Origin of the sequence: Pseudomonas pichavaramensis (assembly GCF_050473265.1) — a bacterium.
In the GTDB taxonomy this organism is placed as follows: domain Bacteria; phylum Pseudomonadota; class Gammaproteobacteria; order Pseudomonadales; family Pseudomonadaceae; genus Aquipseudomonas.
Map to the genome: position 1 here is coordinate 673623 of NZ_JBJKFJ010000001.1, position 14047 is coordinate 687669.

12 protein-coding genes are annotated in these 14047 nt (G+C 61.5%); 7 read left to right on the top strand and 5 right to left on the bottom strand.

The genetic code is table 11. From position 1 onward, the window contains the following. Positions 1-33: 33 nt before the first annotated feature. Entirely contained in the window at positions 34-1176 is a 1143-nt protein-coding gene (algW, locus tag ACJRW5_RS03035; protein WP_484569045.1) for a Do family serine endopeptidase AlgW, read from the bottom strand. Positions 1177-1286: 110 nt separating this feature from the next. Between algW and ACJRW5_RS03040 the strand changes: the two genes are divergently transcribed. The 3 genes from ACJRW5_RS03040 to cysN all read left to right on the top strand — a co-directional run bounded on the left by ACJRW5_RS03040 (position 1287) and on the right by cysN (position 5004). Beyond that, positions 1287-2045 carry a Nif3-like dinuclear metal center hexameric protein gene (locus ACJRW5_RS03040; RefSeq protein WP_484569046.1) on the top strand — a complete coding sequence of 253 codons (759 nt, stop codon included), beginning with the start codon at positions 1287-1289 and terminating at the stop codon, positions 2043-2045. A gap of 133 nt (positions 2046-2178) precedes the next feature. After that, a complete protein-coding gene (gene cysD / locus ACJRW5_RS03045; protein ID WP_484569047.1) occupies positions 2179-3096 on the top strand; it encodes a sulfate adenylyltransferase subunit CysD in 918 nt (305 codons plus the stop codon). A 12-nt stretch (positions 3097-3108) separates the two neighbouring features. After that, positions 3109-5004 (top strand): sulfate adenylyltransferase subunit CysN, encoded by a 1896-nt coding sequence (gene cysN, locus ACJRW5_RS03050; protein WP_484569048.1) that lies wholly within the window; start codon positions 3109-3111, stop codon positions 5002-5004. Positions 5005-5144: 140 nt separating this feature from the next. Here the strand turns inward: cysN and ACJRW5_RS03055 are convergent, their stop codons facing one another. Beyond that, positions 5145-5576, bottom strand: a complete 432-nt coding sequence (locus tag ACJRW5_RS03055) for a Z-ring associated ZapG family protein (RefSeq protein ID WP_484569049.1) — start codon at positions 5574-5576, stop codon at positions 5145-5147. A 265-nt stretch (positions 5577-5841) separates the two neighbouring features. Here ACJRW5_RS03055 and ACJRW5_RS03060 point away from each other — a divergent pair, with 265 nt between their 5' ends. The 3 genes from ACJRW5_RS03060 to zapE all read left to right on the top strand — a co-directional run bounded on the left by ACJRW5_RS03060 (position 5842) and on the right by zapE (position 9162). Beyond that, positions 5842-6471: an alpha/beta hydrolase gene (locus ACJRW5_RS03060; RefSeq protein ID WP_484569050.1), complete on the top strand. Its 630-nt coding sequence runs from the start codon at positions 5842-5844 to the stop codon at positions 6469-6471. A 135-nt stretch (positions 6472-6606) separates the two neighbouring features. Then, entirely contained in the window at positions 6607-7953 is a 1347-nt protein-coding gene (locus ACJRW5_RS03065; RefSeq protein ID WP_484569051.1) for a tryptophan--tRNA ligase, read from the top strand. 114 nt (positions 7954-8067) lie between these two features. Then, entirely contained in the window at positions 8068-9162 is a 1095-nt protein-coding gene (gene zapE, locus ACJRW5_RS03070; RefSeq protein ID WP_484569052.1) for a cell division protein ZapE, read from the top strand. 55 nt (positions 9163-9217) lie between these two features. Here the strand turns inward: zapE and ACJRW5_RS03075 are convergent, their stop codons facing one another. Both ACJRW5_RS03075 and ACJRW5_RS03080 read right to left on the bottom strand, forming a co-directional pair. Then, the gene (locus tag ACJRW5_RS03075; protein ID WP_484569053.1) at positions 9218-10180 is read right to left on the bottom strand and encodes a hypothetical protein; all 963 of its coding nucleotides are present in this window, start codon (positions 10178-10180) and stop codon (positions 9218-9220) included. Between the two features lie 122 nt (positions 10181-10302). Next, positions 10303-11208, bottom strand: coding sequence for a GlxA family transcriptional regulator (locus tag ACJRW5_RS03080; protein WP_484569147.1), 906 nt, complete (start codon positions 11206-11208; stop codon positions 10303-10305). A 243-nt stretch (positions 11209-11451) separates the two neighbouring features. Here ACJRW5_RS03080 and ACJRW5_RS03085 point away from each other — a divergent pair, with 243 nt between their 5' ends. Then, positions 11452-12591, top strand: coding sequence for an acyl-CoA dehydrogenase family protein (locus tag ACJRW5_RS03085; protein WP_484569054.1), 1140 nt, complete (start codon positions 11452-11454; stop codon positions 12589-12591). A 269-nt stretch (positions 12592-12860) separates the two neighbouring features. Here the strand turns inward: ACJRW5_RS03085 and ACJRW5_RS03090 are convergent, their stop codons facing one another. Continuing rightward, on the bottom strand, positions 12861-13898 hold the full coding sequence (locus ACJRW5_RS03090) for an NADP(H)-dependent aldo-keto reductase (RefSeq protein WP_484569055.1): 1038 nt from the start codon (positions 13896-13898) through the stop codon (positions 12861-12863). Between the last annotated feature and the right edge of the window lie 149 nt (positions 13899-14047).

Sequence of the window (14047 nt, forward strand, 5' to 3'; positions counted from 1 at the left end):
AGAAACATTCACAGGCGCAAGTCGCGGTACTGCTTAGTTACCGTTGACTGGAGGTCGAATACCGATCTCGGCGGTCAGCTGCAGTGACTTGCCGTTGCGCAGCACTTCGATGCTTATCTTGTCGCCGGGTTTGGTGCGTGCCACCTGATTCATCGAGCGGCGGCCGTCGCCGGCAGGTTCGCCATCGATGCTGAGAATCAGGTCGCCCGGTTGCAGGCCGGCTTTCTGCGCCGGGCCGTCACGATAGACGCCGGCGACGACGATGCCGGGGCGTCCTTCCAGGCCAAAGGACTCGGCCAGTTCCGGAGTCAGCGGCTGTACCTCGACACCCAGATAGCCGCGGATCACCTGGCCATGCTCGATGATCGCCTGCATCACTTCCATCGCCAGTTTCACCGGGATGGCGAAACCGATGCCCTGCGAGCCGCCGGATTTGGAGAAGATCGCAGTATTGATGCCCACTAGGTTGCCGTGTGCGTCGACCAGTGCGCCGCCGGAGTTGCCTGGGTTGATGGCCGCATCGGTCTGGATGAAGTCCTCGTAGGTATTGAGGCCAAGCTGGTTACGCCCGGTGGCGCTGATGATGCCCATGGTCACGGTCTGGCCGACGCCGAACGGGTTGCCGATGGCCAGGCTGACATCGCCGATGCGAATCGCGTCGGAGCGGCCGAGGGTGATCGCGCGCAGGTCCGGCAGGTCGATCTTGAGCACCGCCAGGTCGGTCTCTGGGTCGGCGCCGATGACCCGTGCCAGGGTCTCGCGGCCATCCTTGAGCGCTACCACGATCTGGTCGGCGCCGCTGACCACGTGATTGTTGGTCAGCAGGTAACCCTCGCTGCTCATCAGCACCGCCGAACCCAGGCTCGACTCCATACGCTGCTGGCGCGGCAGGTTGTCACCGAAGAAGCGGCGGAAGGTCGGATCTTCGAACAGCGGATGAGCCGGTTTGCTCACCAGCTTGGTGGTGTACAGATTGGCGACTGCAGGCGATGCGGTATCCACCGCTTCGGCATAGGAAACGGGGCCTTCCTGCATGCGGTTGTAGGAGGGCGCCTGCACCAGTTGCACTTCCTTGCGTGGCAAACCGACCCATTCCGGGTACTGCTGAATCAGCAGCAGTGCGAGCAGCACACCGACCAGCAGGGGCCAACTGAGAAAACGCAGTGCCTGGGGCATCGAGACAATCCTGAGGGTTGCGAGGGCAAAAGGTCGCCCTTAAGGTGGCGCATTATAGTGAGGTGCTCGCCAATAAGGCAGCGGCCCGCAACAGCTTGAGAGGAATCTTCATGGCCATTGCCCTTTCCACACTGGTCGAGGAAGCTGACGCGTTCCTCAATGCTTCGCGCATCAGTGACTATTGCCCCAACGGCCTGCAGGTCGAGGGGCGTCCGCAGGTAAGTCGTATCGTCAGTGGCGTTACCGCCAGCCAGGCGCTGATCGACGCGGCCATCGAGGCCAAGGCAGACGTGCTGCTGGTGCATCACGGTTACTTCTGGAAGGGTGAGAACCCTTGCGTCACCGGTATGAAACAGCGCCGCCTGAAGGCTCTGCTGGCTCACGATATCAGCCTGCTGGCCTATCACCTGCCGCTCGATGTGCATCCGGAAGTCGGCAATAACGTGCAGCTCGCACGGCAATTGGGCATTGTCGTCGAGGGGCCGCTGGAGCCGGATAATCCGCGCACTGTTGGCCTGGTCGGTTCACTGGCCGAGGCGATGAGCGCTGCTGATTTTGCCCTCCATGTGCAGCAAGCGCTTGGCCGCGAACCCTTGTTGGTAGAGGGGCAGGGGCTGATACGTCGGGTTGGCTGGTGCACCGGTGGCGGTCAGGGCTACATCGACCAAGCGATCGCCGCTGGCGTCGATCTGTATCTGACCGGCGAGGCCTCCGAGCAGACTTTCCACAGCGCTCGCGAGAATGGCGTGAGCTTTATCGCCGCCGGTCATCACGCCACTGAGCGTTACGGTGTTCAGGCCCTGGGCGACTACCTGGCGCGGCGTTTTGCCCTCGATCATCAGTTCATCGATTGTCCCAATCCGATCTGAGTCACGCTTACGGGCAGGTATAACACTAGATCTTTTCGGTCTAACCGGCGTCCTGAGTATAAGCAGATGCTGTGATAGAGTTCGCCATCGTCCACGGCCCGCCGGCCCCATATACAGCAATCCGTGAGTAGCCATGCTCGACAAATTGACCCATCTCAAGCAGCTGGAGGCGGAAAGCATCCACATCATTCGTGAAGTGGCCGCCGAATTCGACAACCCGGTGATGCTCTATTCCATCGGTAAAGACTCCGCCGTCATGCTGCACCTGGCACGCAAGGCGTTTTTCCCAGGCAAGTTGCCGTTCCCGGTAATGCACGTCGATACCCGCTGGAAATTCCAGGAGATGTATCGCTTCCGCGACAAGATGGTCAGCGAAATGGGCCTGGACCTGATCACCCACATCAATCCTGATGGTGTGGCGCAGGACATGAACCCCTTCACCTACGGCAGTGCCAAGCACACCGACGTGATGAAGACCGAGGGCCTCAAGCAGGCGCTGGACAAGTACGGCTTCGACGCCGCCTTCGGTGGTGCCCGCCGCGACGAAGAAAAGTCGCGCGCCAAGGAGCGCGTGTATTCCTTCCGTGACAGCAAGCACCGCTGGGACCCGAAGAACCAGCGTCCCGAGCTGTGGAACGTGTACAACGGCAAGGTCAAGAAGGGCGAGTCGATCCGCGTCTTCCCGCTGTCCAACTGGACCGAGCTGGATATCTGGCAATACATCTATCTGGAACAGATCCCGATCGTGCCGCTGTACTTCGCCGCGGAGCGTGAAGTGATCGAGAAGAACGGCACGCTGATCATGATCGACGACGACCGTATCCTCGAGCACCTCAGCGACGAGGAGAAGGCGCGTATCCAGAAGAAGAAGGTGCGCTTCCGTACCCTGGGCTGCTACCCGCTGACCGGCGCCGTAGAGTCCGAGGCCGAAAGCCTGACCGACATCATCCAGGAAATGCTCCTGACCCGTACGTCCGAACGCCAGGGCCGCGTGATCGATCACGACGCCGCCGGGTCGATGGAAGAGAAGAAACGTCAGGGCTATTTCTGAGGATCACGCACCATGAGTCATCAATCCGATTTGATCAGCCAGGACATCCACGCCTACCTGGCTCAGCACGAGCGCAAGGAACTGCTGCGCTTCCTTACCTGCGGTAACGTTGACGACGGCAAGAGCACGCTGATCGGCCGTCTGCTGCACGACTCCAAGATGATCTACGAAGACCATCTGGAAGCCATCACCCGCGACTCGAAGAAGAGCGGCACCACTGGCGAAGAAGTCGACCTGGCGCTGCTGGTCGATGGTCTGCAGGCCGAGCGCGAGCAGGGCATCACCATCGACGTGGCCTACCGCTACTTCTCCACCGCCAAGCGCAAGTTCATCATCGCCGATACCCCCGGCCATGAGCAGTACACCCGCAACATGGCCACCGGTGCGTCCACCTGTGACCTGGCGATCATCCTCATCGACGCCCGCTACGGCGTGCAGACCCAGACCAAGCGCCACAGCTTCATCACCTCGCTGCTGGGCATCAAGCACATCGTCGTCGCCGTCAACAAGATGGACCTCAAGGACTTCGATCAGGGCGTCTTCGAGCAGATCAAGGCCGATTACCTAGCCTTCGCCGAGAAGATCAACCTGCGGCCGACCACCCTCGAGTTCGTGCCGATGTCGGCGCTCAAGGGCGACAACGTGGTCAACAGGTCCGAGCGCTCGCCGTGGTACAGCGGCCAGTCGCTGATGGAAATCCTCGAGAGCGTCGAGGTGTCCGGTGACCGCAACTTCGACGACCTGCGCTTCCCGGTGCAGTACGTCAACCGCCCGAACCTGAACTTCCGTGGTTTCGCCGGCACCCTGGCCAGCGGCATCGTACGCAAGGGCGACGAAGTCGTCGCGCTGCCGTCGGGCAAGAGCAGCCGGGTCAAATCCATCGTCACCTACGAAGGTGAGTTGGAGCAGGCCGGTCCGGGGCAGGCCATCACTCTGACTCTGGAAGACGAGATCGACGTCTCCCGCGGCGACATGCTGGTGCATGCCGACAGCCGTCCGCAGGTGACCGATAGCTTCGATGCCATGCTGGTATGGATGGGCGAAGAGCCGATGCGTCCGGGCAAGAAGTACGACATCAAGCGTGCCACCAGCTACGTGCCGGGCAGCATGCCGAGCATCGTGCACCGGGTTGACGTCAATACACTCGAGCAGGACGCGGCCAGCGAGTTGAAGCTCAATGAAATCGGTCGAGTCAAGGTGGCGCTGGATGCAGCGATCGCCCTCGACGGCTATGAACACAACCGCACCACCGGCGCCTTCATCGTCATCGACCGCCTGACCAACGGCACTGTCGGTGCTGGCATGATCATCGCCGACCCGGTTGCCCACGGCAGTGGTCAGCATGGTCGCCTGGCGCACGTTTCCACCGAGGAGCGTGCTGCGCGCTTCGGTCAGCAGCCGGCCACCGTGCTGTTCACCGGCCTCTCCGGCGCCGGCAAGAGCACCCTGGCTTACGCCGTGGAGCGCAAGCTGTTCGACATGGGCCGTGCGGTGTATGTGCTCGACGGGCAGAACCTGCGTCATGACCTGAACAAGGGCCTGCCGCAGGATCGCGCCGGCCGTGCCGAGAACTGGCGTCGTGCTGCGCATGTGGCGCGTCAGTTCAACGAGGCCGGGATGATCGCGCTGGCCGCCTTCGTCGCTCCGGATGCCGAGGGTCGCGAGCAGTCGAAGGCGCTGATCGGCCGCGAGCGTGCGCTGACCGTCTACGTGCAGGCCTCGCCGCAGATCTGCGCCGAACGTGACCCGCAGGGTTTGTACGCTGCCGGTGGCGACAATATCCCGGGTGAGGGCTTCCCTTACGATGTGCCGCTGGATGCCGACCTGGTGATCGACACCCAGTCGCAGTCGGTCGAGGAGGGTGTCAAGGCCGTGCTGGATCTGCTGCGTAGCCGCGGCGCGATCTAAGCGCGTGCATTGCAACGAGCCCCGCCTAGTCGCGGGGCTCGTCGTTTGTGGGGAGTGTCTTTTGTAGGCGCGCGTAGCCCGCAATCGCGCCCAATAAAAAGCCCCGCAATGGCGGGGCTCGGTGCTTCTGGCTAACGGGGTTACTTCTTCAACCCGTAGCTCTCGTCCAGCATGCCGGGGCCGTCGCTTTTCGGCGCATAGTCCTTGGGCATTTCGTAGTTCTTGGGCGGAGTGAGGCGCTCACGTTTCTCGCTGCTTTCCGCGCTGTTGAGCGTGGCCAGCAGGCGTTGCCGGGTCAGCTCGTCCAGGGCCAGGCGATTGGCGCCGTCGGACAGATGTTCCTGTACGTCCTGGTAGCTCTGGGTAAGTTTCTTCACCAGGCTGGCGGTGGTGTTGAAGTGGGTCACCACTTCGTTCTGGTAGGCCTCGAAGCGTGCCTGCATTTCATCCATCTGCCGTTGTGTCCGGCTTGGCGCGGCGTTGGGCGCAAGGCGGGCGAGCAGAAAACCCACGGCGACGCCGACCACCAGGGTCAGGGCGGGTATCAACCAGGCTGCAACTGTCTGTTCCACGAGTCCTTCCTCTCAAAACGGCTTTGCTTTACGTTAGCGGCTTGAGCCTGTGCTGTATACGACCAGAATCTGCTCGGAGTCTAATGCGCGCCGGCACTGCCGCGTTAAAAACAGGTTCGGAATGCTCATGTACAACAGTACACTTCGCGTCCTCTCCTGTTTTTGCCGTGCATTGCGCCAGCTTGCGAGACGCTGAACAGGTTCATTTGCCACACAGGCAGTTTGCTAGACGAGTCGACCCGTTGCGGGGTCACGGAGTTCAGTGTTGCTCAGTCGCGAAACCCCCATTTCCATCGCCGGCCCGGTGGGCCAGCTCGAAGCCCTTCTTTTCGAAGTCCCCGACGCCCGTGGCGTTGCCCTGGTTTGCCATCCCAACCCCGTGCAGGGCGGCACCATGCTCAACAAGGTGGTTTCCACTCTGCAGCGCACTGCGCGTGATTGTGGTTATCACACCTTGCGTTTCAACTACCGCGGTGTTGGCGCCAGTGCTGGAAACCACGATATGGGCGCTGGTGAGGTGGATGATGCCGAGGCCGTCGCGGCCTGGTTGAGGGAAAAGTACCCGAACCTGCCCATCACCCTGCTTGGTTTCTCCTTCGGCGGTTTCGTCGCCGCAGCGCTTGGCGCGCGTCTGGAGGCTCAGGGCGTGCAGCCGAGCAAGCTGTTCATGGTGGCACCAGCGGTGCATCGCCTGACTGGCGATACGCCCCCTGCGAGCCAGTGCCCGCTGGTGGTGATTCAGCCTGAGGCCGATGAAGTGGTAGAGCCGCAAGTCGTCTACGACTGGTCGGCCAATCTCGGGCGTGCCCACGAACTGCTGAAAGTGGCAGAATGCGGCCACTTCTTCCATGGCAAGCTGACCGAGCTGAAGGAACTCCTTCTGCCGCGTCTGTGAGCCTGGCGTAGGGCGTGCCGTATGCACCATAGAGGCTGGTGCGCGGCACACCCTAAGATCAATCCGGCATTCGAGGCATCGCGCAGCCCCGGCTCGCGCGATCATCGAGATAGTTCAAGCAAAGCGAATCCGACCATGACCACCCGTATCCTTACCGGCATCACCACCACCGGCACGCCGCACCTGGGCAACTACGCTGGCGCCATTCGCCCGGCCATCGTCGCCAGCCGCGCCGCCGATGCCGACTCGTTCTACTTCCTCGCCGACTACCACGCACTGATCAAGTGTGACGACCCCGCGCGTATCCAGCGCTCGCGTCTGGAAATTGCGGCGACCTGGCTGGCGCTGGGCCTGGACGTCAACAAGGCGACCTTCTATCGCCAGTCCGACATCCCGGAGATTCCTGAGCTGTGCTGGCTGCTTACCTGCGTCGCCGGCAAGGGCCTGCTCAACCGTGCTCATGCCTACAAGGCCTCGGTGGACAAGAATGTCGAGCAGGGCGAAGACCCCGACGCTGGCGTGACCATGGGCCTGTTCAGCTACCCGGTGCTGATGGCGGCGGACATTCTCATGTTCAATGCGCAGAAGGTGCCGGTCGGGCGCGACCAGATTCAGCACGTGGAAATGGCTCGTGATATCGGTCAGCGCTTCAACCACCTGTTCGGCAAGGGCAGGGAACTGTTCGTCCTGCCCGAGGCGGTGATCGAGGAAGAAGTGGCCACATTGCCCGGCCTCGATGGTCGCAAGATGAGCAAGAGCTACGACAACACCATTCCTCTGTTCGGCACCAGCAAGCAGCTCAAGGAGGCGATCGCGCGTATCGTCACCGACTCCAAGCTGCCCGGCGAACCCAAGGATGTCGACGGCTCGCACCTGTTCACCCTGTACCAGGCCTTTGCCACCTCCAGCCAGCAGGCCGAGTTCCGGGCTGAGCTGGAAGGCGGCCTGGCCTGGGGTGAGGCGAAGAATCGCCTCTATCAACTGCTCGAGGGTGAATTGGGCGAAGCCCGTGAGCGCTACAACGCATTGATCGCCAAGCCGGCCGATCTGGAAGATATTCTTCTTGCCGGCGCGGCCAAGGCCCGGCGCATCGCCACGCCGTTCCTCGGCGAGCTGCGTGAGGCGGTCGGTCTGCGTTCGTTCCGTGAGCAGGTGCAAGCAGGCGGCAGCGAGAAGAAGAAATCGGCCAAGAGTGCGCGCTTCGTCAGCTTCCGTGACGACGATGGCAGTTTCCGCTTCCGCCTGCTGGATGTCGCCGGTGAGCAACTGCTGCTGTCGAAATCCTTCGCCGATGGCAAGTCCGCCGGTATGGTGGGTAAACGTCTGCAGTCCAGTGAGGCGTTGGATGTGCGTATCGACGGCCTTGCTTTTGCCGTGTGGTTGGATGACGAAAGCGTGGCGAGCAGCCCCGAGTTTGCCGATACCGCGGCAGTAGAGGCAGCGATTGCCCGTCTGCGTGAGGCTCTGGCTCCCTCCGAGTGAGTCGTCGGTCGGCTCGTGTGGCGTTTTGCCGCTGCGCCGCGCGTTGACCGATTGCCAATCAGCGGGGCGCTCGCTTAAAGTGGCGCCCCCGTTTTAGTTGCGCAGCTAACGAACATGACTCCTCTCGAGCGCTATCAGGCCGACCTCAAGCGGCCCGACTTCTTCCACGATGCGGCCCAGGAAAACGCCGTCCGCCACCTGCAGCGTCTGTATGACGATCTGGTCGCTGCCGAGCAGGGCAAAGGCGGATTGTTGGGCAAGCTGTTCGGCAAGAAGCCGCAGGGGCCGGTCAAGGGCTTGTACTTCTGGGGCGGAGTAGGGCGCGGCAAGACCTATCTGGTCGATACCTTCTTCGATGCGCTGCCCTTCGAGCAGAAGATGCGTACGCACTTCCACCGCTTCATGAAGCGCGTGCACGAAGAAATGAAAACCCTCAAGGGCGAGAAGAATCCGCTGACCATCATCGGCAAGCGTTTCGCCGATGAGGCGCGGGTGATCTGCTTCGACGAGTTCTTCGTCAGCGATATTACCGATGCGATGATCCTGGCCACGCTGCTCGAAGAGTTGTTCAAGAACGGCGTGAGCCTGGTGGCGACCTCCAACATCGTGCCGGACGGTCTCTATCGCGACGGCCTGCAGCGTGCGCGCTTCCTGCCGGCCATCGCTCTGCTCAAGGAGCACACCGATATCGTCAACGTCGACAGTGGTGTCGACTATCGCCTACGAGCGCTGGAGCAGGCCGAACTGTTCCACTTCCCGCTGGGGGCAGCGTCGGAAGAAAGTCTGCGCAAGAGCTTCCAGAGCCTGCTGCCCGATTGCACGCACATGCTCGAGAACGAGGCGCTGATGGTCGAGAATCGTGCCATCAACGCTGTGCGCGTGTGCGAGGACGTGGCCTGGTTCGAGTTTCGCGAGCTGTGTGATGGCCCGCGTAGCCAGAACGACTACATCGAACTGGGCAAGATCTTCCATGCGGTGATCCTGGCCAACGTCGAGCAGATGGGCGTGGCCAAGGAAGACATGGCGCGACGCTTCATCAACCTGGTGGATGAGTTCTACGATCGCAACGTCAAGCTGATCATTTCCGCAGAAGTGGAACTGAAGGATCTGTACACCGGTGGTCGCCTGAGCTTCGAGTTCCAGCGCACGCTGAGTCGTCTGCTGGAAATGCAGTCGCACGAATTCCTCTCGCGCCCGCACAGACCCTGAGCGGTAACGGTGAAAAGGCGACCCGCGGGTCGCCTTTTTCATTTCTGCCTATCGCTCAGCGGCTGGCCAGTTTCTTCTGCTGTTGGTCGAGCAGTTTCTGCGCGCGGGCTACCTCGAGCGCTTCCATGGCGCTGATCGGCTTGATCGCCACTGCTCGTCGCAGATGTTCGACGGCCTTGGCTTGCTCGTCATCGCCATATACGTAGCCCAGTGCGTTGGCGTATTCGTAGTGGCCGATGGGCAGGTCGTCGCGAGCCTGGAAGCTGCGCTTGAAGTAGCTTTCCATCTTGTCGGCGCTGACCCCATAGGTCATCTTGCCGACCAGTTTACCGACCTTGCGGATCACGCCCGCTTCATAACCGCCATATAGCGCCAGGGCGAACGGCTGCTGTGGCTGCTTGGCCAACAGGGCATCCAGCTCTTCTGGAATCTGCGAGGTGTAGCCGCGTTTGAGTACGACCGGGACTGACAGCTCTTCACCCAGGCGTGCCTTGGCGTAGGTGCGACCGAACTGGGCGACGATATCCGCCTGTACCAGGTCGCCAGCCTGGTCGGTGTAGGCGATCACCTCTTCGAGCAGGCGGTGTTTCTCGGCCTGATCCGGCACCAGGAACATGGCGTAGATGACCTGGGCGAACAGGGCGGGTACCTGCCCGCCAACGCCCAGTGCCATGCCTTGCTTTTTCGCTTCGGCGAAGTCGCCACGAAAGGTCAGGCGCCAGACCTCCTGCAGCTGCTGCGCATAGGCCTCGGCCTCTTCCGGCTGGCCGGTAAAGCCGGTGCCAGCTGCCAGGGTGCTTTCCAGGGCTTGTGGATGCCGGACGGCCATGCTCATCACCCAGTCGGCGTCGGGAAAGGGGTAGTCACCGAAGCCGCGCGTCAGCTGCGGCCATGCCTGGCGCAGCTTGTCGCCGCTGTAGTCGTAAGGAGTCTGGTCGAGCGGGAAGGGTTTCCAGCTGTCGGCCGCGACAGCATTCAGGCTGCAGACGGCAAGCAGGGCAATCAATAGACGGCGCATGGTGGTGAACCTGTTGTTGTTATGTTCACCGTCCGATCATAGGGGGACTGAGCAGGGCGCCAACCTAACCAAGGGTGGGCTGGCCTTTTGCCTGGCGCGCATCTGCCGGCGCTCTGCACTGCTCAGGTCTGCTTGTCCTTCTGCTGGAACTGGCGGCGGTACTGGTTCGGTGACAGCTCGGTGTGTTGGCGGAACAGGCGGGCGAAGAAGCTGGCGTCGTCGTAGCCGACTTCATAGCTGATGGTCTTGATGCTCTTGCGCGTCGATGACAGCAGGCTCTTGGCTGTTTCGATACGCAGGCGCTGCAGGTAGTGCAGGGGTTTGTCGCCGGTGGCGCCCTGAAAGCGGCGCATGAAGTTGCGGATGCTCATGCCGTGCTCGCGGGCGACGTCCTCGAAGCGAAACTTGTCGGCGTAGTGCTCTTCCAGCCAGTGCTGAATCTGCAGCACGGTGACGTCCTGATGCAGCTTCTGTCCGCCGAAACCGATGCGTCCGGGTGTGTAGCTGCGTTGCACTTCATAGAGAATGTCGCGCGCCACACCTTGGGCGACCCCCGCACCGCAATAGCGTTCGATCAAGTAGATGTAGAGATCGCACGCGGAGGTAACGCCGCCAGCGCAATACAGATTGTCGGCATCGGACAGATGCTTGTCCTGATTGAGCAGAACCTTGGGGAAGCGCTCGCTGAATTCGCGAAAGAAACGCCAGTAAGTGGTCGCTTCCTTGCCGTCGAGCAGCCCGGCTTCGGCCATCCAGAATACGCCGCTGGCCTCACCGCAGATCGCGGTGCCGGCGGCATGCTGGCGCCTGAGCCATTGCAGTACCTGCGGGTAGCGGCGGCTGAGCGCATCGAAGTCATCCCAGAAGGCCGGCAGGATGATCACGTCGCAGGCATCCAGGCCGCCGTCCACGGGCACCTGTACCTTGCTGAAGCTGTTCACCGGTAGCCCGTCAGGGCTGACCAGATGGATCTCGAACGGCGGCTCCAGGCCAAGCCCCTGTTGCTTGGCGTAGCGAATGCCAGCCATATGAAAGAAATCCTTGGCCTGCATCAGGGTGGAGGCGAAGACGCCATCGGTGGCGAGAATGCTGACGCGATGCAAGGACGCGCGCGACTGGGAAATAACCATGGTTCTTTATTCTTGTTCAAGGCTAAGTGGTCAAGCAGCGGCTGGATCGTCTTATTTTTTGGCGCTTGTGTCCAGTGTAAGCAAGCGTTTGCTTGGCTAAAGTCGAGGCCGAGCTCCCCCTTGCCGCATACAGGTAGCGCCATGATCCCCAGAACGATATTCAGCTCCGACCATGAATTGTTTCGCGACAGCGTACGCAAGTTTCTTGAGCAGGAAGCCGTGCCCTTCCATCAGCAATGGGAGAAGGATGGGCATGTCGACCGGGCCCTGTGGAACAAGGCCGGAGAGGCCGGCATGCTTTGTTCGCACATCCCGGAAGAGTACGGTGGTATGGCAGCCGACTTCCTCTACAGCACCGTGGTGATCGAGGAGATCGGGCGCCTGGGGCTCACTGGGATAGGTTTTTCGCTGCATTCGGACATCGTCGCGCCGTACATCCTGCATTACGGCAGTGAGGCGCAGAAGCAGCATTACCTGCCGAAGCTGGTGAGCGGCGAGATGGTCACCGCCATCGCCATGACCGAGCCCGGGGCCGGCTCCGATCTGCAGGGCGTGAAGACCACCGCCGTGCTGGACGGAGACGAATATGTGATCAATGGCTCGAAGACGTTCATCACCAATGGCTGGCTGGCCGATCTGGTGATCGTGGTGGCCAAGACCGACCCGAAGGCTGGGGCGAAGGGCACCAGCCTGTTCCTGGTTGAGGCGAATACGCCCGGTTTTTCCAAGGGTAAGCGCCTGGAGAAGGTTGGCATGAAGGCGCAGGACACTTCGGAGCTGTTCTTCCAGGATGTGCGCGTACCCAGGGAAAACCTGCTGGGCCAACCGGGTATGGGCTTCGCCTACCTGATGCAGGAATTGCCGCAGGAGCGCCTGACCGTTGGCATCGGCGCCCTGGCTTCGGCTGAGGCTGCACTGCAGTGGACGCTGGATTACACCCGCGAGCGCAAGGCGTTCGGCAAGGCCGTGGCGGACTTCCAGAACACCCGCTTCAAGCTGGCCGAGATGGCCACGGAGATCCAGGTCGGGCGCGTGTTCGTGGATCGCTGTCTGGAGTTGCATCTGCAGGGCAAGCTCGATGTCCCTACTGCGGCGATGCTCAAGTACTGGGGCACCGACCTGCAATGCAAGGTGCTCGACGAGTGCGTGCAGTTGCACGGTGGTTACGGTTTCATGTGGGAGTACCCGGTGGCGCGTGCCTGGGCCGATGCACGGGTGCAGCGCATTTATGCCGGGACCAACGAGATCATGAAGGAGATCATTGCTCGCTCGTTGCTGTGAAAAGGCGATAAAAGCCCAGGAGGTTGGGCGAAAGCTGCGGTTTGTCCGCGCCCGTAGCCCGGATGAAATCCGGGGGCATGGTTCAGTCAATCCTCGGATTGCATCCGGGCTACGGGGTATGTCAGTCGGTTAAGCGTCAGGATAGGGCTGCATAGGGTGCGCTGTGCGCACCGAAATGCCGGTGCCAGCGTCATTGGTGAGCATGGCGCACCCTGCAAAGACTATCCGTGCCAGTGCGTCGCCCGGATGAAATCCGGGCGACCTGTCCATCAGGGCGCCGGGTTGGGTTGCGCCTTGTGAATCGCTTCGATGCCCGCCAGCACTTCTTCGGAGAGCTTCAGCTCGGCGCTGGCCAGGTTGCTGTCCAGTTGCTGCAGGCTGGTAGCGCCGATGATATTGCTGGTCACGAACGGCTGTGCGGTGACAAAAGCCAGCGCCATCTGAGCCGGGTCGAGACCATGCTCGCGAGCAAGAGCCACGTAGCGTGAACAGGCTGACAGCGTTTGTGGGTTGGCGTAGCGGGTGAAGCGACTGAACAGGCTGATGCGTGCGCCCTCGGGGCGTGCACCGCCTTCGTACTTGCCGCTGAGCATGCCGAATGCCAGAGGCGAGTAGGCCAGCAGCCCGCACTGTTCGCGAATCGCGATTTCCGCCAGGCCTACTTCGAAACTGCGGTTGAGCAGGTTGTAGGGATTCTGGATCGACACCGCGCGCGGCAGGCCGCGACTCTCGGCCAACTGCAGGAACTTCATGGTGCCCCAGGGCGTTTCGTTGGACAGGCCGATGTGGCGAATCTTGCCGGCTTTGACCTGCTCGTCGAGCACCTCAAGGGTTTCTTGCAGTGGCGTGAAGTCCGTGTCCTGGTGCTTGTAGCCGAGTTGACCGAAGAAGTTGGTCGGACGCTCTGGCCAGTGCAACTGGTACAAGTCGATCCAGTCGGTCTGCAGGCGTTTCAGGCTGGCATCCAGTGCGGCCACGATGTGCTGGCGATTGAACTCCAGCTGGCCGTCGCGGATGTGGCTGATGCCGTTGCCGGGGCCGGCGATCTTGCTGGCCAGAATCCAGTCGGCGCGATCGCCGCGCTGTTTGAAGTAGCTGCCGATGATCTGTTCGGTCTTGCTGTAGGTCTCGGCGCGCGGCGGTACTGGGTACATCTCGGCGGTATCGATGAAATTGATGCCGCTGGCCTTGGCCCGTTCGATCTGGGCATGGCCTTCGCTCTCGCTGTTCTGCTCGCCCCAGGTCATGGTGCCCAGGCACAGTGCGCTGACATCGAGATCGGTTCGGCCTAGCTTGCGGTATTCCATGGAGTACTCCTTTGGCAAAAGACTCATACAAGCAGGTTGAAATTTTTTTCGCAATCAGGATAATCCGGCACCTCTTTCTGCGGTGGAAGTGATGCGCCGCCTGCCGAAGAATCTTGCCGTATCGTGGACGCGCTGACCCGAGCCCCCGA